This is a genomic window from Actinoallomurus bryophytorum (assembly GCF_006716425.1).
GTDB classification, from domain to species: Bacteria; Actinomycetota; Actinomycetes; order Streptosporangiales; family Streptosporangiaceae; genus Actinoallomurus; species Actinoallomurus bryophytorum.
In genome coordinates this window covers 2,740,892-2,763,171 of record NZ_VFOZ01000001.1, presented here as the reverse complement: position 1 = coordinate 2,763,171, position 22,280 = coordinate 2,740,892, and the positions used below count along the sequence as shown (strand labels likewise).

The 22,280-nt window shown below is 67.1% G+C and carries 20 protein-coding genes and 1 pseudogene; 19 read left to right on the top strand and 2 right to left on the bottom strand.

Translation table 11 applies throughout. The features are described 5' to 3' along the window. Nucleotides 1-58: 58 nt before the first annotated feature. The 16 genes and pseudogenes from FB559_RS12965 (at nucleotide 59) to ispG (ending at nucleotide 17,347) form a co-directional block, all read left to right on the top strand. Nucleotides 59-985 carry an aromatic prenyltransferase gene (locus tag FB559_RS12965; RefSeq protein ID WP_342780931.1) on the top strand — a complete coding sequence of 309 codons (927 nt, stop codon included), beginning with the start codon at nucleotides 59-61 and terminating at the stop codon, nucleotides 983-985. A 44-nt stretch (nucleotides 986-1,029) separates the two neighbouring features. Further along, a complete protein-coding gene (locus FB559_RS12960) occupies nucleotides 1,030-2,013 on the top strand; it encodes a lipocalin family protein (RefSeq protein ID WP_141955839.1) in 984 nt (327 codons plus the stop codon). A gap of 86 nt (nucleotides 2,014-2,099) precedes the next feature. Further along, on the top strand, nucleotides 2,100-3,539 hold the full coding sequence (locus FB559_RS12955; protein ID WP_141955838.1) for an FAD-dependent oxidoreductase: 1,440 nt from the start codon (nucleotides 2,100-2,102) through the stop codon (nucleotides 3,537-3,539). A 65-nt stretch (nucleotides 3,540-3,604) separates the two neighbouring features. Beyond that, nucleotides 3,605-4,501, top strand: a complete 897-nt coding sequence (locus FB559_RS12950; protein WP_185792175.1) for an aromatic prenyltransferase — start codon at nucleotides 3,605-3,607, stop codon at nucleotides 4,499-4,501. A gap of 186 nt (nucleotides 4,502-4,687) precedes the next feature. Continuing rightward, nucleotides 4,688-6,271 (top strand): AMP-binding protein, encoded by a 1,584-nt coding sequence (locus FB559_RS12945; RefSeq protein ID WP_141955836.1) that lies wholly within the window; start codon nucleotides 4,688-4,690, stop codon nucleotides 6,269-6,271. Nucleotides 6,272-6,293: 22 nt separating this feature from the next. Further along, nucleotides 6,294-7,367 (top strand): methyltransferase, encoded by a 1,074-nt coding sequence (locus FB559_RS12940; RefSeq protein WP_221640001.1) that lies wholly within the window; start codon nucleotides 6,294-6,296, stop codon nucleotides 7,365-7,367. A gap of 79 nt (nucleotides 7,368-7,446) precedes the next feature. Continuing rightward, entirely contained in the window at nucleotides 7,447-8,049 is a 603-nt protein-coding gene (wrbA, locus tag FB559_RS12935) for an NAD(P)H:quinone oxidoreductase (RefSeq protein WP_185792174.1), read from the top strand. A gap of 141 nt (nucleotides 8,050-8,190) precedes the next feature. Continuing rightward, nucleotides 8,191-8,504 (top strand): annotated as a pseudogene (locus FB559_RS46680) (IS1634 family transposase); the annotation flags it as partial. Nucleotides 8,505-8,662: 158 nt separating this feature from the next. Then, on the top strand, nucleotides 8,663-9,193 hold the full coding sequence (locus FB559_RS12925) for a YceI family protein (RefSeq protein WP_141961658.1): 531 nt from the start codon (nucleotides 8,663-8,665) through the stop codon (nucleotides 9,191-9,193). Between the two features lie 366 nt (nucleotides 9,194-9,559). Continuing rightward, the gene (locus tag FB559_RS12920) at nucleotides 9,560-10,552 is read left to right on the top strand and encodes a class I SAM-dependent methyltransferase (RefSeq protein WP_141961657.1); all 993 of its coding nucleotides are present in this window, start codon (nucleotides 9,560-9,562) and stop codon (nucleotides 10,550-10,552) included. 22 nt (nucleotides 10,553-10,574) lie between these two features. Then, the gene (locus tag FB559_RS12915; RefSeq protein WP_141955833.1) at nucleotides 10,575-11,489 is read left to right on the top strand and encodes an aromatic prenyltransferase; all 915 of its coding nucleotides are present in this window, start codon (nucleotides 10,575-10,577) and stop codon (nucleotides 11,487-11,489) included. A gap of 60 nt (nucleotides 11,490-11,549) precedes the next feature. After that, a complete protein-coding gene (locus tag FB559_RS12910; RefSeq protein ID WP_141955832.1) occupies nucleotides 11,550-12,044 on the top strand; it encodes a TetR/AcrR family transcriptional regulator in 495 nt (164 codons plus the stop codon). Between the two features lie 220 nt (nucleotides 12,045-12,264). Further along, entirely contained in the window at nucleotides 12,265-13,236 is a 972-nt protein-coding gene (locus FB559_RS12905; RefSeq protein ID WP_141955831.1) for a 4-hydroxy-3-methylbut-2-enyl diphosphate reductase, read from the top strand. Continuing rightward, nucleotides 13,233-14,297: a polyprenyl synthetase family protein gene (locus FB559_RS12900; protein ID WP_141955830.1), complete on the top strand. Its 1,065-nt coding sequence runs from the start codon at nucleotides 13,233-13,235 to the stop codon at nucleotides 14,295-14,297. Before FB559_RS12905 ends, FB559_RS12900 begins: the two co-directional genes overlap by 4 nt. 18 nt (nucleotides 14,298-14,315) lie before the next feature. Further along, the gene (gene dxs / locus FB559_RS12895) at nucleotides 14,316-16,196 is read left to right on the top strand and encodes a 1-deoxy-D-xylulose-5-phosphate synthase (RefSeq protein ID WP_141955829.1); all 1,881 of its coding nucleotides are present in this window, start codon (nucleotides 14,316-14,318) and stop codon (nucleotides 16,194-16,196) included. Further along, nucleotides 16,193-17,347 carry a flavodoxin-dependent (E)-4-hydroxy-3-methylbut-2-enyl-diphosphate synthase gene (ispG, locus tag FB559_RS12890; protein WP_141955828.1) on the top strand — a complete coding sequence of 385 codons (1,155 nt, stop codon included), beginning with the start codon at nucleotides 16,193-16,195 and terminating at the stop codon, nucleotides 17,345-17,347. The genes dxs and ispG overlap by 4 nt, the downstream gene beginning before the upstream one ends. Nucleotides 17,348-17,366: 19 nt before the next feature. Here the strand turns inward: ispG and FB559_RS12885 are convergent, their stop codons facing one another. Continuing rightward, nucleotides 17,367-18,290 carry an RNA polymerase sigma-70 factor gene (locus FB559_RS12885; protein WP_141955827.1) on the bottom strand — a complete coding sequence of 308 codons (924 nt, stop codon included), beginning with the start codon at nucleotides 18,288-18,290 and terminating at the stop codon, nucleotides 17,367-17,369. Nucleotides 18,291-19,463: 1,173 nt separating this feature from the next. On the opposite strand from FB559_RS12885, the gene FB559_RS12880 reads away from it, so the two are divergent. The 3 genes from FB559_RS12880 to FB559_RS44610 all read left to right on the top strand — a co-directional run bounded on the left by FB559_RS12880 (nucleotide 19,464) and on the right by FB559_RS44610 (nucleotide 21,472). Further along, nucleotides 19,464-19,862 carry a hypothetical protein gene (locus FB559_RS12880; RefSeq protein ID WP_141955826.1) on the top strand — a complete coding sequence of 133 codons (399 nt, stop codon included), beginning with the start codon at nucleotides 19,464-19,466 and terminating at the stop codon, nucleotides 19,860-19,862. A gap of 597 nt (nucleotides 19,863-20,459) precedes the next feature. Further along, nucleotides 20,460-21,245, top strand: coding sequence for a DUF3050 domain-containing protein (locus FB559_RS12870; protein ID WP_141955824.1), 786 nt, complete (start codon nucleotides 20,460-20,462; stop codon nucleotides 21,243-21,245). Nucleotides 21,246-21,295: 50 nt separating this feature from the next. Next, complete coding sequence (locus FB559_RS44610; protein WP_221640558.1) at nucleotides 21,296-21,472, top strand: site-specific integrase; 177 nt, start codon at nucleotides 21,296-21,298, stop codon at nucleotides 21,470-21,472. A gap of 267 nt (nucleotides 21,473-21,739) precedes the next feature. Here the strand turns inward: FB559_RS44610 and FB559_RS12860 are convergent, their stop codons facing one another. Then, a complete protein-coding gene (locus FB559_RS12860; RefSeq protein WP_141955823.1) occupies nucleotides 21,740-22,213 on the bottom strand; it encodes a hemerythrin domain-containing protein in 474 nt (157 codons plus the stop codon). Nucleotides 22,214-22,280: the final 67 nt, after the last annotated feature.

Here is a 22,280-nt window from a genome sequence, read left to right as displayed (position 1 = left end):
CACCGAACGCCGTCACCGCCGGTCCTGGCGGTGACGGCGTTCGCATGACATCTGCAGCATGAGACTGGGAGGACGAATGTCCGGGGCTATAAAACTGGCGGATTTCTACTCGGCCATTGAAGATACGGCTCGGCCGCTGGATGTGCCCTGCTCCCGGGACCAGGTCTGGCCGATCCTGACGGCGTTCGGGGATGGGGAGGACGCGCTGTCGCAGTCCGTGATCGCCTTCCGGGTGGCCACCGACATCGGCCACGACGGAGAGCTCGACTGCCGGTTCACGGTTCCCAAGAACGTCGATCCGTACGACAGCGCCCTGGCGAAGGGTCTCATCGAGAAGACGGACCATCCCGTCGGCGCCCTTCTCCCGGACGTACAGAAACTGTGCCCCATTGACACGTACGCCATCGACTTCGGGGTCGTCGGCGGCTTTAAGAAGATCTACGCCTTCTTCCCCCCGGATGACTTGCAGGACCTGTCGGAGCTGGCCGGCATCCCGTCCATGCCGCGCGGCCTGGGCGAGCATCTCGGCCTTTCCGACCGCTACGGCCTGAGCAACAAGACGGGCTGCGTCGCCATCGACTACCCGGGCCGGACGGTGAACATCTACTACGGGGAGACCTTCCCCGATGGCATCGAGCGGGAGGTCATCCTGTCGCTGCTCCGGGAAACCGGGCAGCAGGCCCCGAGCGAGCAGATGCTCAGGTTCGCCCAGGCGGCATTCGGGATCTACATCACCCTGAGCTGGGACTCCCCGAAAATCAAGCGGGTCTGTTTCGCCGCGATGACCCCGGATCCGATGAGGCTCCCGATCCCGCTCGATCCGAAGATCGAGGGATTCGTGCGCCACATGCAGGACACCGGCACCGAGGGCAAGTTCGTCTGCGGCGTCGCGTCGTCTCCCCGCGGCGAGTACTACAAGTTGCAGGCGTACTACCAATGGCGCCCGTGGATGGTCGACCTGATGGCCCACCCGGCTTCCGTGTAACGGTTCCCCTCTAACAGGCTTCCTAGGACAGAAGGAGCAGGCGGATGAGCGTCACGGACAAGCCGCTGACGGAGAATCTCACGATCGCGCAGCCGGGCGCGCGGCCCGAGGTGGACGTGGCCGCGGACCTGCTGCCCCTGGAGTACGACAGCAACTCCTGGCTCGCGATCGGCCACTTCGAGGCGGACGGCCACACTCTGGACTACGCGTTCCATCTCCTGGCGAGCACGATCCCGGGCGTCGGGACCCTGTACGCCTCCGTCGTCTCGGTCACCGACGAGACGACGGGCCATTTCTACGCTCACGACGCGATCCACCCCCCTACCGCGGTGACGGCGGCTGAGGGCGGGCTCGACATCACCATGCCCGACGGCCACCTGCGCGGCGACTGGGACAAGATGCAGATCCACCGCGAGGCCCCCGGCGTCGTCATCGACATCGAGACCACGGCCGTCGGGTTCCCCATCTACTCCAAGGGGACCGGGCGTTTTTCCCTCCTCGGGATAGACGTGCACCATTACTCGGTGCCCTACCTGCGCACCACCGGCACCCTGACGGTCGAGGGCACGCGCTACGACATCACGGGGCGGGGCTACACCTGGTTCGACCGCGGATGGCAGAACTTCAACCCGGCGGCGACCGTCAAGCTGTCCTGGATGGGCATCTACCTCGACAACGGCGAGGTGATCAGTCTGTACGACACCGACGTCCCGGGCCAGGAGGAGAGCTGGGCGACGGTCCTTCATCCGGACGGGTCGCAGGCCGTCATCGCGATGGAGCCCCTGGACGTGTCCGGCTTCTGGCACAGCGAGCGGTCCGGCCAGCGCTACCCCGAGCACTGGGTGGCCAGGTTCCCCGAGCACGACGCGATCCTGGACATCACTCCCGTCCCGCTGGAGCAGGAGGTCGTGGCGTCGGTGCCGATGCTGCATCGCTACGAGGCCGCCAGCACGGTCACCGGCACATGGGGCGGCCGGGAGGTCAAGGGCCACGCCTGCGCCCACCTGATCGGCGACTGGGCGGGCTGACCTCGAGGCCAGCCCCTTTACGAACACCTGGAGCAGAAACCCAGACAAGCTTCGGCAGACCCACGGCCAGCGCTGGGAGGCGCGCTATGAGGCGACAACCTCCAGCCGCGGTATTCGCGCGGATCAGCAATCCGAACCCGCCCGCCGGCCTGCCACGGGTCGTGATGGACACGGCCGTGGTGCTCGGCGGTAGCGTCGCCGGCCTTGTGGCGGCGCGCGTACTCTCCGACCACGCCGCGACCGTCATCGTCATCGACAGGGACGATCCGGGCGACGGCGCCGGGTTGCGGCCCGGAGTGCCGCAGGGAACCCAGCAGCATTCACTGCTGCCTGCCGGGCTGATCCAGCTTGAGCGGTGGTTCCCCGGGTTCACCGAGCAGGCGCTGAAGGCGGGGGCACGGCGAGCCCCGCCGGCCGGCCGCCGGTTCTACTTCCAGGGCATCCGGCGGGCCGGCGGCTCGCAGGCGATGATGCTGACCGGCACCCGGCCGTTCTTCGAGGCGCAGATCAGGCGGCACACGCTCGGCCTGCCGAACGTCAAGACGATCACGGCCCGCGTCACCGGCCTGGAGTTCGGCCCGGACGCGGTCACCGGCGTGTGGCATGAGTCCGGCAGCCAGGAGAGCGTGCAGCGCGCCGATTTCGTCGTGGACGCGATGGGCCGGTCTTCCCGGCTGGGCGACTGGCTGGAGCGGGCCGGGTGGGATCGCCCCGCGGTCCAGCGGATACCGGTGGACCTCAGCTACTCCACCGCCCTGCTGCGCCGCGAGGAGGGCGACCCGGACGTCAACGGCGTCCTCGCCCTGCGCGTCCCCTTCGACGGCGTGGCGGGCGCCGCGCTCAACCAGGTCGAGGGTGACCGCTGGCTGATCGGGATGGCCGGCTATGCCGGCACCCGGCCCGGCCGTACCGCCGAGGACCTCGTGCACCGGTGCAAGACGGAGTTCCCGCCCGAGTTCGGGCAGGTGGCGGAGAACGAGATCCTCGGCGAGATCCGATCGTTCCGGCACGCGGAGAGCCTGCGCCGCGACTATCACGCGCTGGCCCGGATGCCGGCCCGCCTGGTGGCGATGGGGGACGCGGTGGCGGCGAGCAACCCCGTCTACGGGCAGGGCATGGCCTCGGCGGCGCTTCAGTCCTCGTGCCTGTCGGAGTACCTGCGGTCCGCCCCGGACCTGTCGGCGCCGGCCCGTCACTTCTTCGGACTCCAGAAGGTCGTGGTGGACGTGGCGTGGGGCACCGCCGCGGCCGGCGACTTCACCCTGCCCCACGTCGAGGCGCCGCCCCTGGGCCGCCGCGACCGGGTGATGCGGTGGGTCAACGGCCAGGCCCGCTCCGGATCCTTCTTCGACGCGGAGGTCGCGCGCCGGCTGGAGGAGGTCTCGTGGCTGCTCCGGCATCCCAGCTCGATGGCCGCCCCGGCCACGGTGATCCGCTCGCTGAGGGCCAACCGGCGGGCGAAGGCCCTCCAGCGGGAGCGGACGAGGGCGGGCGCTCCGCCCGCCGGCCCCGGCCCCGCCCGCTGACGCCACAGATTTTCCCCTTTGCCGGCGCTGTGACAGCAGCCGCCATGGCACAAACAGGAGGACAGATGTCCGGAGCCATCGAGCTGGAAGACCTATTCTCGGCCATCGGGGAATCGTGCGGGCTGCTGGACATAGCCTGCTCACGGGAGAAGATCGAGCCGTTCCTGTCCGAATACGGGTTCGCGCTCCCAGCGGGGGTGTTCTTCACCACGTGGACCGGCCCCCGCGCGGGAGAGTTCAACTACGCCCTCCTGGTGCCCCCGGTGGGTCCCGATCCCTACGAGCGCGCCCTGGCGAAGGGCTTCGCCGAAAAGACGGACCACCCTGTCGGCTCCCTGCTCTCGGATTTCAAGGAGCGGCTCGGGGTGAGCCTTTACGGCGCCGAGTGCGGGGTCGCCGACGGTTTCAAGGAGATCCACGCGTTCTTCAACTTCGAAGCCCTGCCGGACACCGAGCGGCTCGCCGAGATCCCGTCCATCCCGCCCAGCCTGGCCGGGAACGCCGGACTTCTTGCCGAGCACGGTGTGGGCGGCCTGGCGGGCCTGGCCGCGATCAACTACCAGGAGCGCACGGTCAGCGTGTACTTCGGCGAGCTCCGCCTGGACAAGGACAAGATCCTCTCGCTGCTGCGGGAGCTCGGGATGCCCGAGCCGAGCGAGCCGGAACTGGAGCTGATGAGCAAGTCGTTCGTGGTCTATCCCACCTTCAGCTGGGATTCCCCGAAGGTCGAACGGATCTGCTTCGCCGTGCCGTCCCTGGACCCGCTGGCGTTTCCCGCGCGGCTCGACCCGGAGGCCGAGCAGTTCGCGAAGAGCGCCCCGTACACGTACGACGGGAAACGCCTACTCGTCTACGGGTTCACGTTCACGCCCGGCGAGCGGTACTACCAGGTCCAGTCGTACTGGACGATCAACCCTCCGACGCAGATGCTCCTGACGGCGTTCAACGCCAACAAGGGCTGAAGTTCGCCGCGCTCGCCCGGCCATAGGCGAGCGACACCGCACCCCGGGGTCCTGCCGACCCCGGGGTGCTGGTCTCTCTGGGTCAGATCGACGACCTCTGTCCTCACCCGGATCGTGGCGACCGCGGCGCGTCCGCGTCACCCCCAGCGCAGACGGCGAAACAGGGCCGCAAAGGAGAAAGCCTCGATGAATAGCTCTGTGATCCCCAGGAGTGTGCACAAGCGTGGTCTTTATCTCGGCGTGCTGCCGGAGATGGCCGCCGAGCGGGACGGCTCCACCCCGACCATCCTCGATCATGACCTGGACGTCCTGCCCGAGGTGAAGCGGCGGCTGACCGTGGGTGAGCTGGCCGGTCACGTGGATGACCTGGCCCGCCGGCTGGCGGCGGCCGGCGTCAGACCCGGGGATCGCGTCGCGTTCTACAAGGCCCCCAACTTCGACCTGTGGATGCTCGGCTCCGCGACGGCGCGCGTCGGCGCGGTCCCGGTGATGCTCTCGCACCACCTGGACGCCGAGACGATGAGCGCCCTCTTCGGCCGCCTGGACCGCCCTCACCTGGTGACCGACGTCGAGCGGCTCGACGGGCTGGCCGGGATCTCGCTGAAGGATCTGACCCGGAACGTGATCCTCTCGGCCGGGTCGCGGCCGGGCGCGGTGTCGCTGGCCGATCTGGCGGGGGCACCCCCGGTCGAGCCGGTCTTCCAGGGGCTGGATGAGCCGGCGATGATCACCCACACGTCCGGCACCACCGGGGTGCCCAAGCTGGTCGTGCACACACCGCGGACCATGCGCCTCAGGCTGCGCCCGCAACTGGTCCTTCTGGGGATGATGTGGAATCGCGGGAGCGTCGCGATCCACTGTCCTTTCGGGCACTCGCGGACATTCGCGGCGATGTCGCTGTGCCTGGTCAAGGCGATGCCGGTGCTGGCAGTGAACAACTCCGATCCCGACCACGCCGCGGAGTTCTTCGCTCAGCACGAGCCGTGGCTGATCGAGGCGCTGCCCAACTCGTTCCTGGCCTGGGAGGAGCTGACCAGCGATCCGCGGCGGCCGTTCGCCTCGGTCAAGTACTTCAGCAGCACGTTCGACGCGATCCATCCCCGGACGATCAGCCGGCTGCTCGCGTCATCGCGGCGGCGGCTGCCGATGTTCTACCAGATCTACGGCCAGAGCGAGGTCGGCCCGGCCGTCGGCCGACCTTACTTCCGCAGGTCCGCGCAGCGGATGGACGGCCGCTGCGTCGGCTACGCGATGCTGGGCGGCCCGCGGGTCCGCGTGGTGAGCCGGGACGGCGCGCGGCCGTCCAAGGCCAGCCCCGGCTACATCGAGGTTCGGTGGAAGGCGCTGCTGCACACCTACCTCGGTGAGGAGGGCAAGCACGCCGCCAACCTGCGCGACGGCTGGTGGCGGATGGGCGATGTCGGCTACCGCACCAAGCTCGGCTGCGTACACATGCTCGACCGCGAGGTGGACGTGATCCCCGGGGTGGACAGCACCCTGGAGATCGAGGACATCGTGATGAACAGGCTGTCCGAGCTGAACGAGATGGTGATCGTGCCCGGCCCCCGCTCCGAACCGGTCCCGGTGCTCTCCACCATCGGGGACCAGCCGCTGGATCCGGACCGCTGGCGCGACGCCGTGGCCGACCTCCCCCAGCTCGCCGACCCCATCCAGATCCCGCTGGCCGACCTGCCCCGCACCGCGACGCTGAAGGTCCAGCGCATCAAGCTGTCCCGCCGGCTCGCGGACCAGATGGAGAAGCAGGCCTGACAACCGACCGAAAGGGATACCCATGCAATCACCAGAGGGCACGCTCGCGCGGTTCCGCGAGTACATGGTGGGGCCCACGCGCTTCATGACCCTGCTGTCCTGTTTCGAGCTCGGTGTCATCGACGCACTGCGGGACAGACCGGGGATGACCGCCGCCGAGCTCGGCGCCGCCGTCGGCGCCAAGCCGGACCCGCTGGAGCAGCTCCTGCTCCTGCTGGTCAAGGACGGCCTCGTGAAGTACGACGACGACTCCGGCGGGTACGCGCTCGACGCGCTGGCCGGCGTCGAGGCGGCCGACCTCAGGCGCGCGCTCGGCTACATGAACATGATCAAGGTCGTCGCGCTACGGCAGCTCTTCCACCTCACCGACAGCGTACGGACGGGCATACCTGTCGGCCTGAAGGAACTCTACGGATACGAGGGCACCCTGTACGGGGCCGTGGCCGAGCACAAGGACCTGCGCGAGTCCTGGGCGACGCTGATGGACGCCGTCACCGCTCGCATCGATCCATGGTTCTTCGCGAACATTGACATACCGCCCGGCGCGCGGGTGCTCGACCTTGCCGGGAACACCGGTCTCGGCGCGGTCAACGCCTGCAAGCTGAAGGACTCTCCGGGACTTCGGGTGACGACCTTCGACCTGCCGGAGAAAGAGGAAGAGTGCCTGCGGAACTTCAAGGCTCAGGCTGTGGACGGGCAGTGCTCGTTCATCGGCGGTGACGTCTTCGACGGGGTTCCCAAGGGCTTCGACGTCGTGCTGATCAAGCACTTCCTCGACATGTTCGACAAGAGCGACGTGCTCAAGATCCTCGGAGCCGTCGGCGAGTCGCTGGAAGTGGGCGGACAGGTCCACATCATGGTGCCGGTGTATCCGGAGAAGATCACGGACACCGACAACTACAACGTCGACTTCTTCCCGGCCTTTTTCATCGGCTGCACCATGGGCCAGGGCGGACCGCAGAAGCTGTCGACCTACCAGAGCTGGCTGGAGGAGTGCGGGTTCACGGTGACCCGGGCGATCACCAAGGACCCTGCGGAGATCCCGGCGGACGTCATCCCCGTGCCGGCGATCCTGTGCGCGACGAAGACCGCGTGACGCTACCCGAAACCAGCCGGCCCGAACGCCACGACCACCCGACGCTCGTGCAATCCGACCCAGAGAAGGGAAGTCGATCATGGAATCCGTGAACGTGGCGATCATCTACTACAGCGCCACCGGCACCATACATGCCCTGGCGCAGGCCGCCGCCGAGGGCGCGGAGAAGGCGGGCGCGCAGGTGCGCCTCCGCAAGGTCGCCGGGACCGAGGCGAAGGACAGCGCCGACGTCGTCGAGGCCGCCACCGACGATGTGGCCTGGGCCGACGCGGTGCTGTTCGGCACGCCCACCCGTTTCGGCAACCCGGCCGCCAAGCTCAAGGCGTTCATCGACGGCCTCGGCGTGCTGTGGCAGCCGGGCCAGCTGGCCGACAAGGTCTACTCGGCCTTCACCTCCAGCGCCACCCCCCACGGCGGGCAGGAGTCGACCATCCTCGCGCTGGGGAACGTCTTCTACCACTGGGGCGGCATCATCGTGCCCCCCGGCTACACCGACCCCATCCAGTTCCAGCTGGGCAACCCCTATGGAACCTCCGAGACGGCCTCCGGCAACCCGCCCGGCGACCTGGTGCTGGACGGTGCCCGCTACCAGGCCCGGCGCGTCACCGAGACCGCGGCGGTGCTCAAGGCCGGCCGCGCCGCCATCGGCGGCGACACCCCCGACCCGGCACCGGCCCCGTAAACCGGAAAGGGATCATCCACCGGCGCCGTCGCAACGCCTTCCTGAGGCCAACGCCCTTCTGTTCCCGCACGCGAATGCCGAGGACCCCGACCGCGGCTTCACCTCGTGAGAAATCGTCGCTGAATGCGTCAGAGCGGCGGCTACATTAGCGGGGAGAACCTGCGCTCCGGCTCCACCGAAGTGCAGGCCGCGCTGTCCCGGCAGAGCCGCATAAGGACGTCGCGGGCGACCTCAAGCTCAAGGAGGTGCGGATCGTTGAGGACGAACAGTTCATCATCTGTTTCAACCCCGATGCCGTCGAGCGCGACGCCGCCATCAGGACCAGGATGATCACCCAGCCCGAGGACGCGATCGCCGGCTCTGCACAGCTCAGCAAGGACAAGCGCGCCGAGCTCCCCGGCGTCATCTCCACGAAGCCCGGCCCGAACCGCTACCTGCGGGAAGAGCGAGACGGTCGCCGGAGCGGCCGCAGGGCTCGGGGTCGTCGGCGGCTGGAGGTAGGTCGAAGAGACTGTCTCACCCTGCTCGCCGTGCGGGCGCCGAAGCCGCGCGAGGCGGAGAGGGGGAACGGTTCATTATGCGTGTTCCATTCACTTTAGGAGGGCCCATGGATATGACTCCCCAGGTCGAAATTCCCGGTTACGTCGCCGACACCTGGCTCATCGACACCGCCCACTCCACCGTGTCTTTCCAGGCCCGCATGCTTGGCGCCTTCAAAAATCATGGTACCTTCGACGACTTCGAGGGTACGGTCGTTACGGCGGCGGACCCGCTCGACTCGTCGGCGAACGTGACCATCCGGACCGCCTCGGTGAACACCAAGAACGACAGGCGTGACAATGACCTCCGGAAGGCTTACCTGAACGTCGAGAAATACCCGACGATAACCTTTGCTTCGACGGGGGTGCGAACCGATGGGGACCACTTTCTCGTCGACGGCGACCTCACGATCCTCGAGACCACGAAGCGGGTAACGCTTAATCTGAGGCCAACGAGCTTCGACGCCGATGGTAAGTCGCCGGCCAGATTCACGGCCCAAACCGAGATCAGCTTGGGCGAATTCGGCGTCCCCCGCGGGCCGGCGTCGGTGATCGGCGACAAAATCCTGATTACTCTTGAAATCCAGGCGAGCAGGAAGAACTAAGGCTGCTCGCGGGTGAGTGGCGGGTCCCCGCCCTCACCCGCGAGACCTTATTTCCGAGCCAAGCATCCGGGCAGGTCGGACTGCCCCGACTACCTCCCCGAGCGCGGTCGCATCGCCGATCAGGGCCGCCGGCTCCGGCTCGTCATCGGCCACCCGGCGCGACGGCGGCAGCCCGCGTCGATGACCACGCAGTGATGACTTCGCCCTGTACGGCGATCCGCTCGCACATCTCATCAGTGGCCGGGGGCCGTCACCGGGAACCGGGCGGCCAAGCGTCCAGAGCCATCGGCGGCGGCGGCATGAAACCCCGCCATTCCCCATGGTCACTTAACCCCACAGGACCCAAGAAGAAGGTTCGGTAGCGTGATGAACAACCGGCCCACACCTGATCGTGTACTTCAGCTGATAAACGGTTACTGGGTTACCGGCATCATCGGCGTCGCGGCCGGCTGCTCGCTTTTCACGCATCTTGAGGACGGGGCGGGCACGGTCGTGGAACTGGCCGCCCGCGCCGGGATCTCCGAGAGAGGTGCGCAGACCCTCCTTGACGGCCTCGTCAGCGGGGGCCTGGTCGAGCTGTACGAGGGCCGGTACCGCAACACCCCCGAGGCGTCCACCTACCTGGTCGAGGGCAAGCCCACCTCCCTGAGCAGCTTCGCCGAGCTGAAGCTGAGGCAGATGGGCACCCTGGCCGGTCTGCCGGACGTGGTCCGCGCCGGCGGGCCGGTGACGGACCCGACGACCGAGGTGGCCGACAACCCGCACTGGGAGCAGGTCGTCCCGGCCATCGCCGCGCAGTCGGTTCCCGCCGCGACGATCGCCGCCGAGGTGATCGGGCTGGCCGATGCCGGCGAGATCTCGATCCTCGACGTGGGCGGTGGCTCGGGGATCTACTCGGCCATCTGGCTGGAGGCCAACCCCGCCGCCCGCTCGACCCAGCTCGACTGGGCGCCGATCAACGCGATCGCCCGTCGCCTGCTGGAAGAGCGTGGCATGGCCGAGCGGTTCACCTGCATTGACGGTGACTTCCACACCACGGACTTCGGCACCGCGAAGTACGACGTCGCGCTCTACTCTCACATCGCCCACCAGGAGGGGCCGGAGGACAACGTCGAGGTCTTCACCCGGCTCCGGCGGTCGCTCAAGCCCGGTGGGGCCCTGGTGATCTGCGATTACGTGGTCGATGACGACCGCGGTGGTCCGACCTTCCCGCTGATCTTCGCCTCGGAGATGTTGCTCAAGAGCAAGAAGGGCAACACCTGGCGGCGGGCGGACTACCACGGCTGGCTGATGAAGGCCGGCTTCGGGGAAGTCTCGTTCCACCCCGCGGAGCCCGCCACGTTGGTCGTCGCCCGGTAACGCGAGGGAATTTGGAGGATGAATGTCCAGCGTCACTTCGGCCGAAGACATGTATTCGGTCATCAATGAAGCGAGTCGCCTGGTGGGAGTCCCCTGCTCGCGCGACAATATCTGGCCTGTCTTGACCGCGTACGGAGATGTCTTCACAGAGGCCGGGATCGCTTTTAGCGTATCGACCGGCGAGAGCCTTCCGGAAGAGCTGGACTACACCATTACGGTGCCTGTCGCGTTCGGGGACCTCTATGCCACGGCCCTGTCGAACGGCCTCATTGCAGAGACGGGCCACCCCATCGACACCCTGCTCTCGGATATCCAGGCACGAGTCCCCATCGCCGAATATCTTATCGACGCTGGAGTCGTCGCCGGTTTCAACAAGATCTATGCGAATTTCCCATTCAATTTCCAGCGGGTGTCGAAACTCGCGGAAATTCCTTCCATGCCGACTACTCTGGCCCAGAACGCCAAGCTTTTCGAACGTCACCATCTGAGCGAAGTGGCGATGATCGGGATCGATTATCGGCGTAAGACGTTCAATCTGTACTTCGCCGGGCTGACTGACGAATATCGCGAAGAGCGAAACATTCTTTCGCTGCACCGAGAAATCGGCCTGCCGGAACCGAACGAACGCTGGCTGGAGTTCGCCAAGAAGTCCTTCCGGTTCTATGCCACGCTCAGCTGGGACTCTCCAAAGGTCGAGCGCATCTGCTTCGCTCATACGCCGACCCGCGACTGGGATCCGTCAGTACTTCCCGTTCGAATCGCGCCGGAGATCGAGAAGTTCATCAAAGGTTCGCCGCACGCATACGGCGGTCAGCCCGTTGTCATCACGGCCGCCAAGTGGGGGACCGGCGGAGGATATCTGAATCTCGGGCCGTACTGCCAACTCTCACCCCTGATGCGCAACATATTGGAGCAACTCACCGGCACCAAGCTGTGATCTCGCGGATCAGCGCGAGACTCCTCGTTGACAATCTTCCTACTGGCACAGGAGGAAACCGTGACCGATGCCAACCAGACCCAAGAAGGCTCGGCGGACCTGACCGACTTCGCGAGCGCGCTTGCGGAGGCCGGGGCGACGTCGCTCACCACCCAGCAACAGAAGCAGCTGGCAGAGAGCCTTCTCCAGGCGGCTCTGACGCGATGGGAAGACCCCCAGCTGAGGCCGAGGCTCCTGGAGAGCCTGACCGCCGCGCTCACCACCGAGGCCGGCGCGGACAAGATGCGCGACGTCCTGTCGTCCCAGATCTTCACGTTGTTCGGAAAGGCGCTTGATTCTTCGCAAACGACGGACATCAACCAGGCGGCGGATGTTCTCAAAGTGCCGCCGTTGAACATCAACGCGGCGCAGGCGCAGGTTTGGGGCACGATCATCCTCCGCTACATCCTGAAGGTCGAGCCGATCGCGTCAGTGCCGGCGGACGACCTTCTTGACCTCCTTGCCCCTACGGTCCAGCGTTATCTCGCTGGAGCGAATGCCACGTCGGCTGACTGAAGCCAGGCCATTTCGCGCCACACCGTACGGCACGGCCCCATCATCGCCGCGGATCCGGCAGTACTGAACCGACACGACTTCGGCGGGGGTGCTCCCGTCCTCCCCGGCGACCCCCGGCTCGGACTTCCTCCGGCTACGTCCACGCCGCCCGGCCGGTCACCCGATCGTTGATCGCCCACGACCGCTGACCGTGTTCGGAATGACTCCTCCAGGAGGAACCATGTCACCTTCCCGAGGCCGAGTACTGCTGGCCAAACCGCGGAGCTCCTGCGCCGGCGTGGAGCGGGCGGTGAAGACCGTCGAAGTCTGCCTGGAGAAGTACGGGGCTCCGGTCTACGTGCGCAAGCAGATCGTGCACAACGTGCACGTCGTGAAGAGCCTCCAGGAACGGGGCGTCATCTTCGTCGAAGAGGCCGATGAGGTACCGGAGGGAGCCATCGTCGTCTTCTCCGCTCACGGGGTGGCACCGGCCGTACACACCCAGGCCAAGGCCCGAAGCCTGGTGACGATCGACGCCACGTGCCCGCTGGTCACCAAGGTCCATAGGGAAGCGGTCCGCCTGGCCGCCGAGGACTATGACATCTTGCTCATCGGGCACGAGGGGCATGAAGAGGTCGTGGGCACCTCCGGCGAGGCGCCGGATCACATTCATGTCGTCGACGGCCCGGAAGACGTGGACAACGTGCGGGTGCGCGACCCCGCACGTGTCGCGTGGCTGTCACAGACCACGCTGTCGGTGGACGAGACCCTGGCCACGGTGGCCGCCCTGCGCCAACGGTTCCCCGACCTGCAGGATCCGCCGTCGGACGACATCTGCTACGCCACCCAGAACCGTCAGGTCGCGGTGAAGGATCTGGCCGTGGCCTCGGAACTGGTCGTCGTCGTGGGTTCGGCGAACTCCTCCAACTCCATCCGCCTGGTGGAGGTCGCGAAGGAGAACGGCGCTCGCGATGCCCGCCTGGTGGACTATGCCGCGGACATCGACGAGTCGTGGCTCGCCGGCGTGAGGACCGTCGGCGTGACGAGTGGCGCCTCCGTTCCCGACGAACTCGTCCAGGACGTACTCACGTGGCTGGCCGAACGAGGTTACGACGAAGTGCAGGAGATCGAGTCGGTCAAGGAAAGCATGCACTTCGCCCTGCCGCGCGAACTGCATTGCGGACCACCCCGTGAGGAGGAGGTGGTGTCATGAGTGCCGTCCAAAGAGAGATCGTCACGCCTGCCGAGGCCCGCGACGCGCTGCTGAGCCAGGTCGATGACCGGTTGCGCGGCCTGCTTGCCGCTGAGACGTCCCGGTGGTCGGCAGTGGACCCCCGTGCGGCGGTACCGGTCGAGGCGGTCGCGGCCCTGATTGCCTCCGGCGGCAAGCGGCTGCGCCCGGCGTTCTGCCTGAGCGGCTTCCTGTCGGCCGGCGGCGATCCAGCGTGGGAGCCGGTCGCGGTGGACGCGGCCGCCGCGCTGGAGTTCCTGCACGCGTTCGCCCTGCTGCACGATGACGTGCTGGACGACTCGCCGCTGCGGCGGGGCGAGACGACCGCGCACGAGCGGCATGCCTCGGTGCATCGTGCCGCCGGCTGGGCGGGGGAGCCGCGCCGGTTCGGCGAGGGCGTGGCGGCTCTGGCCGGGGACCTGGCTCACATCTACGCCGACCGGCTTGTCAGCGCGCTGGCCCCTGCCGCCAGGGAGATCTGGCACGAACTGCGCACCGAGGTCATCATCGGCCAGTACCTGGACATCCGGGTGGCGGCCGAGCGGATCGCGGACCCTGAACTGTCCCGGTGGATCGCGATATGCAAGTCCGGGCGGTACACGGTGCACCGGCCGCTGGTCCTCGGCGCGTCCATCGCCGGCCGGCAGGACCTCACGCCCGCGTTCACCCGGTACGGGGCCGCGCTCGGCGAGGCGTTCCAGTTGCGTGACGACCTGATCGACGCATTCGGAGACAGCGCCGTGTCCGGCAAGCCGACCGGGCTGGACTTCTCTCAGCAGAAGATGACCCTGCTGGTCACGCTGGCGATGCGCCGCGACGACAGGGTCTCCCGGGTGCTGGCCGGTCAGAGCGGCGACGGCGCCGGCGACGGCGCCACCCTCGCCCAGATCGTCACCGACCTGAACGTGCGCGGTGAGGTCGAGCGCCGCATCGACCACCTGGTCGAGCAGGCCCAGGCCGCGATCGCGGCGGCGCCACTCGACCTCGAGTGGCGGGACGAGTTGGCGCGGGTGGCCGTCGAGACCGCGTATCGCCAGAAGTAGGACGAGAAGAGGACACCCATGGCGTTACTGAACACCATCCGAGGATCGGCCGACCTGCGCCGGTTGCCTCCGGCCGATGTGCTCGCGCTGGCGGATGAGATCCGCGAGTTCCTGGTACAGACGGTGTCCCGTACCGGCGGGCACCTGGGTCCCAACCTTGGTGTCGTCGAGCTGACCATCGCGCTGCACCGGGTCTTCGAATCGCCGCACGACCGGATCCTGTGGGACACCGGTCACCAGGCGTACGTGCACAAGCTGCTCACCGGCCGGGCCGCCGGGTTCGACCGGCTGCGCAAACGCGGCGGGCTGTCCGGCTACCCGAGCCAGACCGAGTCCGAGCACGATGTCATCGAGAACTCCCACGCCTCCACCGCGCTGTCCTACGCCGACGGGATCGCCAAGGCGTACGCCCTGACCGGCGAGGCCGACCGCTCGGTGGTCGTCGTGGTCGGCGACGGGGCGCTGACCGGTGGCATGGCATGGGAGGCGGTGAACAACATCGCCGCGGCCGAGGACCGGCCGGTGATCATCGTCGTGAACGACAACGGGCGCTCGTACGCGCCGACCGTGGGCGGGGTGGCGGATCTGCTGTCCGCGATGCGCACCGCGGCGCCGTACGAACGCTTCCTGGCCTGGGGTAAGAACTCCGTGCGTCATACGCCCGGGATCGGCCGGCCGCTCTACAACCTCGTACACGCGGTCAAGGCGGGCTTCAAGGACCTGTTCGCACCGCAGGCGCTCTTCGAAGGGCTGGGCCTGAAGTACCTCGGCCCGGTCGACGGGCACGACGTGACGGCGGTGGAGGCCGCGTTGCGGCGGGCCCGCCGCTTCGGCGGGCCGGTGCTGGTGCACTGCGTCACGGAGAAGGGACGCGGGTACGTCCCCGCTGAGACCGACGAGCAGGACAAGATGCACGTCTTCCGGCAGATCGACCCGGTCACCGGCGCCAGCATCCCCTCCACCACGCCCACCTGGACCGAGGTGTTCGGGGCGGAACTGCCCGCGCTGGCCGCCGAGCGACCGGAGCTGGTGGCCATCACCGCGGCCATGCTCGAACCCACCGGACTCGAGCCGATGCACGAGAAGTTCCCGGACCGGGTCTTCGACGTCGGCATCGCCGAGCAGCACGCGGTCACCTCCGCCGCGGGCCTGGCCATGGGGGGCATGCACCCGGTGGTCTGCCTCTACGCGACGTTCCTGAACCGCGCCTTCGACCAGCTCCTGATGGACGTCGCCCTGCACGAGTGCCCGGTGACGTTCGTGCTGGACCGGGCGGGCGTGACCGGCACTGACGGGCCCTCGCACAACGGAATGTGGGATCTGTCCATCCTGCAGGTGGTGCCCGGCCTGCGGATCGCCGCACCCCGGGACGCCGCCACCCTGCGCCTGGCGCTGCGCGAGGCGGTGGACGTGGACGGCCCGACGGCCATCCGCTTCCCCAAGGGAACGCCGGGCGTCGACCTGCCCGCGCTGTCCCAGGTGGCCGGCCTGGACGTGCTGCGGGTGGGCGAGCCCGAAGACGTCCTGCTGGTCTGTGTCGGCGCACTGGCCGGACTCGGTCTCCAGGTCGCCGACGAGCTGGCCACGGAGGCCCTCGGCGTCACCGTCGTCGACCCGCGCTGGGTCCTGCCGGTCAACCCGGAGCTGGCGCGGATGGGCGGCCGGCATCGGCTGGTGGTCACGTTGGAGGACGGTGGGCGGGTCGGCGGTGTCGGCGCGGCCGTCACGCTGAGCCTCCGCGACCAGAGGGTCGCGACACCGGTGCACGTCATCGGGCTGCCGCAGCGCTTCCTGGAACAGGGCACGCGCGCCGAGGTGCTGGCCGACTGCGGCCTGACCGCCTTGGAGATCGCCGACCAGATCAGGGGTCTGCTGACAACGGAGAGGAATCCGCTGTGACCGTTTCCCTAGGCATGCCATCCGCCCCGTCGGACCGCCTGGTCCGACGGCGCAAGTCCCGCCAGGTACGGGTCGGCGACGTCCTCGTCGGGGGGGACGCGCCGGTCTCCGTCCAGTCCATGACCACGACCAAGACCTCCGACGTGAACGCGACCCTGCAGCAGATCGCCACGCTGACCGCGGCCGGGTGCCAGATCGTCCGGGTGGCGGTGCCGGACACCGATGACGCCCAGGCCCTGCCGCAGATCGCTCGTCGCTCGCAGATCCCGGTCATCGCCGATATCCACTTCCAGCCCAGGTACGTCTTCGCGGCCATCGACGCGGGTTGTGCGGCGGTCCGGGTCAATCCGGGCAACATCAAGAGGTTCGACGACCGGGTCGGAGAGATCGCCGAGGCCGCGTCGGCGGCAGGAGTCTCGATCCGGATCGGTGTCAACGCGGGTTCGCTGGACAAGCGGCTGATGGACAAGCACGGCCGGGCCACCGCGGACGCGCTGGTGGAATCAGCACTGTGGGAATGCTCGCTCTTCGAGGAGCACGGCTTCCGTGACATCAAGATCTCGGTGAAGCACCACGAGCCCCCAGTGATGATCAACGCGTACCGCAAGCTGGCCCGGGCCTGCGACTACCCGCTGCACCTCGGGGTGACTGAGGCCGGCCCGGCGTTTCAGGGCACCGTCAAATCGAGCGTCGCGTTCGGTGCGCTGCTCGCCGAGGGCATCGGGGACACCATTCGGGTCTCGCTGTCCGCGCCTCCGGAGGAGGAGGTCAAGGTCGGTATCCAGATCCTGGAATCCCTGGGCTTGCGTCAGCACAGCCTGGAGATCGTGTCCTGTCCGTCCTGCGGTCGCGCCCAGGTCGATGTGTACCGGCTGGCCAACGAGGTCACCGCCGGCCTGGAGGGACTGCCGGTGCCGTTGCGAGTCGCGGTGATGGGCTGCGTGGTGAACGGGCCGGGCGAGGCCCGCGATGCCGACTTGGGGGTGGCGTCCGGCAACGGCAAGGGTCAGATCTTCGTCCGCGGAAAGGTCGTCAAGACGGTGCCTGAGTCCCAGATCGTGGAGACGCTGATCGACGAGGCGATGCGGATCGCGGACGAGATGGTGGCCGACGGCACCGTCGCCGGCACGCCCGAGGTCAGCGTCTTCTGACCACCGCGTCACAGGGCGATCAGTTCGCCGGCCGACGGACCTGAGCCACCTCACGGGCGATCGCCCAGGCGTCGGCCACCGGGCCCAGGTGCCCGAGCTTGTCGGGGTTGCTGACCGAGCGGATCGTCTGGATCTTCCTGTCGAGGATTTCGAGCGTCAGGGCGACGAGCACCTTGTCGTCCCGGTCGTGGAGTATCGCTCCCGGCTGGCCGTTCACTTCGCGTGGCTCCAGCACCACGTCGATCTGAACGAGCCGGGCGAAGAACGAGGCCAGCGTGCGGGCCACCTTCTCGTGGCCCGTGAGGCTACTGGACAGTGCCGGGGACTTGCCGCCGCTGTCCCCGACCAGCTGAATGTCGGCGGCGAGCAGCTCCTGCAGACCGTCGACATCGCCTTCCCGTAGCGCGCCGTAGAACTTGGCCGCAAGCTTCTCCCGCGCCCTGCGATCCGCCTCGAACCGGGGAGACCCCGCGTCCACGTGGCGGCGGGCCCGCACCGCGAGCTGGCGGCACGCCGCCTCGGATCGCTCCACCGCCGAGGCGATCTCCGGAAAGCTGAACCCGAACACTTCCCGTAGCACGAAGACCGCGCGCTCGAGTGGGGTCAGCCGCTCGAGCAGCAGTAAGGCCGCCATCGATACCGAGTCGGCCAGCTCCGCCGCGCGCTCGGGATTCTCGTAGGGGTCGGTGAGCAGCGGCTCGGGAAACCAGGGCCCGATGTACTCCTCTCGCTGGAAGCGGGCCGAGCGCAGCACGTCGATCGAGACCCGGGTGACCGTGGCCGAGAGGAAGGCCTTGGTCGACCTCGGCTGTGTGGCGGAACCCGCGTAGCGCAGCCAGGTCTCCTGAACCGCGTCCTCGGCCTCGCCCACGCTCCCGACGAGCCGGTAGGCGATCGAGAACAACAGCGGCCGCAGTTGCTCGAACTCCTCGTCCTGGGTCATGCGGGTTCGTCCTCGAAGCCTTGGCGCCACGACGGGTAGCGTGCTCCCAGTCGAGCTCCCCGTGGCGAGGCGGCCGGCGGATGGTGGTCCCGCTAATTAAAGCCCCTCCGGCGAGTCAAAGCTCCTCCGGTTTCCCGGTCATTGCCCCCAAGGATCCGGCTTAATAGTGGTCTCAGCCCGAGTGTCCGGTTCGGGGGTGCGTCGAGACGCGTACAGAGATGCGTCGAGATGCGTATTGCAGATGCGTCGAGATGCGTAGAGGAAAGGCCCGCTGCCTTCTCTGATCGGCTCGAAGTCCTTGGCCACATTGTCACACTCACCGCAGCCGTCCGACTCCATGCGCCAACATGGGACGAGGTTCGCCGGCATACGCTCAGCTGAGTATTTACTTTCCGACTTAGATGAGGCAACAGTGGCCAGATCGAGTAACGCGAACGTGTTAACGCCCTGCTCATCGCGTGGTTCAAGGATCTGCGCCGGGTTGGCCCCGATCCCAGCATGCTGGGACCATCACCGCCGTTCTTATATTGCTCCATCACGCACGAGAACGGCCACGCCATATGGGGATCACACAGAGCAACCGATGTTAGCGTTAAAGGCTTGTTAATCCGCTGGCGGTCCGCGCAGATGCCTATTGACGTCAAATAGGAGGATATCTATGCTCGTGCGAGAAGTAGCTGATCATCTCGACCCGGCATGGCCCGACCTGAGCAGGTGATAGTACCGCGAATATGGTCAATCGTTCGACGGGGCAAGTATCGCAAGAGGTGGACCACGCGCTGGAAAGCATCTCTCAACGCTTTCCAGATCGCCTCCGAAGGCCGCCTGATCACGGGGCAACAACTTCCCACCCAACGGCCGGCCATCGGCTGGCGCGGTCGATTCGCTGTGCCCTGGCTAATTCAAGACGTGAACGACTTGAGAACGGGCGAGGTGATTTCAGTGAAGCAACAGGAGTGTGGCGTCTCAAGCTGTGCCGCTCCCCTAACGAGAGGCGAGATATTTCGCGGTCTGAGGCTGTGCGTGTCATGCCGGAACTCTTTAGCCACGCACCTCACCACACTTCCTGAGATGTATCAGGCTTGTGAGGCTGAGCTGGAGGTACACCGCCAGGATCCGATCAGGGTGATAGGCGGTCGCCGACCGACGGGGATCTCTCTTAACGACAAGACCGTGGCCGTGCGCGAAAACGTGATCTGCGTACTCTCCTCTTGGTGCGACATGATCGTGGAGGAGCGCGGGGTGGCCGGCCCCGGTAGCCGTGACGTCCGCAGACTCGCTTCGTTCATCAAGACTTGGTCGGACTGGCTGGCGACTCACGCCGTTGCCCCCGTCTTGGTCGAAGAGATCGCCGGCCTCGTCCGGTCGGTCAAGAGAGTGCTCAATCCGGTACAGGTGCGGACGATCGAGCTTGCTCCCTGTCCCAGGGAGGGATGCGGCCAGATTGTTCGCGCCAGCATCAACGTCGCCCAACACTATTTGCCACCCCAGGTCACCTGTGGCGCCGGACATACCTGGCAGCCACGGGAGTGGCTGAACCTCAGCCGCCAACTTGACCTGCGTGCATTGTGATGCGCTCGCATGGCGAACCATTTGGTGCGGCGAGATCCAGTGGCCACACCACGGTGCCGACCGAGCTCGCGGCGCTTGCCGCCGGCGTATCCGTGGCGACCATTAGGAAGTGGGCGAGTCGCGGCAAGCTTACTCGCTATGGTACCCCCGGGCGCGCGGAATATGACCTCGGAGAGATTATGGAGCTCATGCCGCAGAATTCGGCGCGGCAGCAGACTGGCTCGCCTGAGTGAAGAGGATCTTCACCTTCGCCTTGACCTTCGGGGTTGCGCCTTAGGCCGGATGTGGCAGCGGGGGATCTGGCCCTGTGCTCGGCGCTCATGTTCCCACACTTCTTGTAACCGCTGATGGTCCGGCATCGGGGTCGACCGGTCACCGCCGGTCGCTGCGAATACCCGGCTCAGCATTTGCGGTCATTGTTTGTTGCACTGCATAGGGAACTCGCGGTACTGAGCCGGCCGGAACGTGCGCCTCGTCATGCATACCAACCACGAGCAGCAGACCGATGAAGTGCTGCCCGCTGCATAACCGCCGGTGTCCACGCTCCTGAGGGAAACCCCCAGGTGATCCATCTGCTCCAGGAAAGGGACGATCAGTATGTCGCGCTATGACTGGGATGACACGAATCCCGCCATCGAGAAGCTCAAGGCCGCGGTCGAGCCGGCCCGCCAGAAGGTGGTCAGCCACCCGCTGTACGGGGGGCTGAAGACCAAGGACACAGTGGTGACGTTCATGGAGCACCACGTGTACGCGGTCTGGGACTTCATGTCCCTGCTGAAGTCCCTGCAGCGCAACCTGACCTGCGTCGAGGTGCCGTGGGTGCCGACCGGTGGGATGGTCAGCCGGCGGCTCATCAACGACATCACGCTGGTCGAGGAGAGCGACGAGCTGGACGGCGGCTTCATCAGCCACTTCGAGCTGTACCTGGACGGAATGCGGCAGGCGGGCGCCGACACGACCCGGGTGGACGCGTTCATCGACCTGCTGCGTGCCGGCAAGCCCGTACTCGCTTCGCTGCGCGAGGCCGAGGTGCCGGCTCCGTCAGCCGAGTTCGTCGCGGTGACCTGGAACTTCATCTCCGACGCGCCGGTGCACTGCCAGGCCGCGGCATTCGCGTTCGGCCGCGAGGACCTGATCCCCGACATGTTCGACCAGGTGTCGGCCCTGAACGCAGGCTCGGGCGACCTGACGACATTCGTCGACTACCTGAGGCGGCACATCCAGGTGGACAGCGAGGAACACACGCCCATGGCGATGCAGATGCTCGTCGACCTGTGCGACGACGACGCCAAGTGGGCGGAGTGCGAGGACACCATCAACCTCGCCTTCGCCGCGCGGCTCAAACTGTGGGACGGCATCCTCGCGGCCACCCGCGAGCGCTGATCCGCCCTGGCCGGCACGGCACTCGTCCACTGCTCGCATGCCGGCCGGCCTTGCCCGCCGTCGACCTCGGACGGCCCGTTCCGATGGATGTCCCGCCGATCCTGCCCGGCTACACGTTCCACGAAGGGCGGCACATCCACCAAACGTGGCTGGCCGATGACGGGATACCCGAGGTCGGGCGCGCGGCCCGTCTCGGTCAGAGCCTGAATATCGCCATAGACGCCTGAGGCCCTGCCCCTCCTTCGGAGGGGCAGGGCCTCTACGCTTTTGTGCGGTGGGCGACCGCGCCCATCAGGAACACCGAGCAAGTCCCTAGGTTGCCTCGGGGCTTGGTCTGGCGATGCAGGAGCGGGATAGTCGCCCACCGAGGTCGACCGGGTATGGCTGTGGTACCGCGACTTCATCGCAGTCGCGTTCGCGGCCGTTTCATCATGGACATCCCTTTCACCGGCCGGAGCCGCTGCATGAGCGGGTGTCTGTGCCTGCTGTAGCGATCAGGCCTTGGCGCTGGGGATTTTCAGCGGGTCGGTGGGGGCGTCGGCCTTGGCAGTGGTCATCTGCTCGCCGAGCTCCTGAAGCGTCTTTCGGCCCATGCCCTTGCGGACTTCGGGAAACCAGTCCTGCTCCTCTTCCTCGACGTGGTGGCGGACGTTTTCGATGAGCACGGTCACCTTGGCGTCGTAGGTCTCGTCCGACGGGTCGAGCTTGGCGAGCTCGGACAGCAGCCACACCACGATGTGATGCTCCTCGACGCTCTCCAGCACATGGTCCTCGGTTGCCGGGACGACCTTCCGCGCGGCCGGATAGAAGATCGTCTCTTCGATGTAGGTGTGCTTGGTGAGCTCGGCGGTGATCTGTTCGACCAGCTTCTGCTTGGTCTTCTTCGCTCCGTCACCGGCCTCCTCGAACTTCTTGAAGAGCTTCTCGACCGTCTTGTGGTCGTCCTTCAACAGCGTGATCGCATCCACGAGGACCCCCTTCACCTGGGCTGTCGTGCTGCCCTTCCCCGCCGTTGACCTCACAAACGACAGGGAG

Coding starts and splice junctions, on each gene's coding strand:
- FB559_RS12965 (WP_342780931.1), top strand. CDS start 59: ATGAGACTGGGAGGACGAATGTCCGGGGCTATAAAACTGGCGGATTTC.
- FB559_RS12960 (WP_141955839.1), top strand. CDS start 1,030: ATGAGCGTCACGGACAAGCCGCTGACGGAGAATCTCACGATCGCGCAG.
- FB559_RS12955 (WP_141955838.1), top strand. CDS start 2,100: ATGAGGCGACAACCTCCAGCCGCGGTATTCGCGCGGATCAGCAATCCG.
- FB559_RS12950 (WP_185792175.1), top strand. CDS start 3,605: ATGTCCGGAGCCATCGAGCTGGAAGACCTATTCTCGGCCATCGGGGAA.
- FB559_RS12945 (WP_141955836.1), top strand. CDS start 4,688: ATGAATAGCTCTGTGATCCCCAGGAGTGTGCACAAGCGTGGTCTTTAT.
- FB559_RS12940 (WP_221640001.1), top strand. CDS start 6,294: ATGCAATCACCAGAGGGCACGCTCGCGCGGTTCCGCGAGTACATGGTG.
- wrbA (WP_185792174.1), top strand. CDS start 7,447: ATGGAATCCGTGAACGTGGCGATCATCTACTACAGCGCCACCGGCACC.
- FB559_RS12925 (WP_141961658.1), top strand. CDS start 8,663: ATGACTCCCCAGGTCGAAATTCCCGGTTACGTCGCCGACACCTGGCTC.
- FB559_RS12920 (WP_141961657.1), top strand. CDS start 9,560: ATGAACAACCGGCCCACACCTGATCGTGTACTTCAGCTGATAAACGGT.
- FB559_RS12915 (WP_141955833.1), top strand. CDS start 10,575: ATGTCCAGCGTCACTTCGGCCGAAGACATGTATTCGGTCATCAATGAA.
- FB559_RS12905 (WP_141955831.1), top strand. CDS start 12,265: ATGTCACCTTCCCGAGGCCGAGTACTGCTGGCCAAACCGCGGAGCTCC.
- FB559_RS12900 (WP_141955830.1), top strand. CDS start 13,233: ATGAGTGCCGTCCAAAGAGAGATCGTCACGCCTGCCGAGGCCCGCGAC.
- dxs (WP_141955829.1), top strand. CDS start 14,316: ATGGCGTTACTGAACACCATCCGAGGATCGGCCGACCTGCGCCGGTTG.
- FB559_RS12885 (WP_141955827.1), bottom strand. CDS start 18,290: ATGACCCAGGACGAGGAGTTCGAGCAACTGCGGCCGCTGTTGTTCTCG.
- FB559_RS12870 (WP_141955824.1), top strand. CDS start 20,460: ATGTCGCGCTATGACTGGGATGACACGAATCCCGCCATCGAGAAGCTC.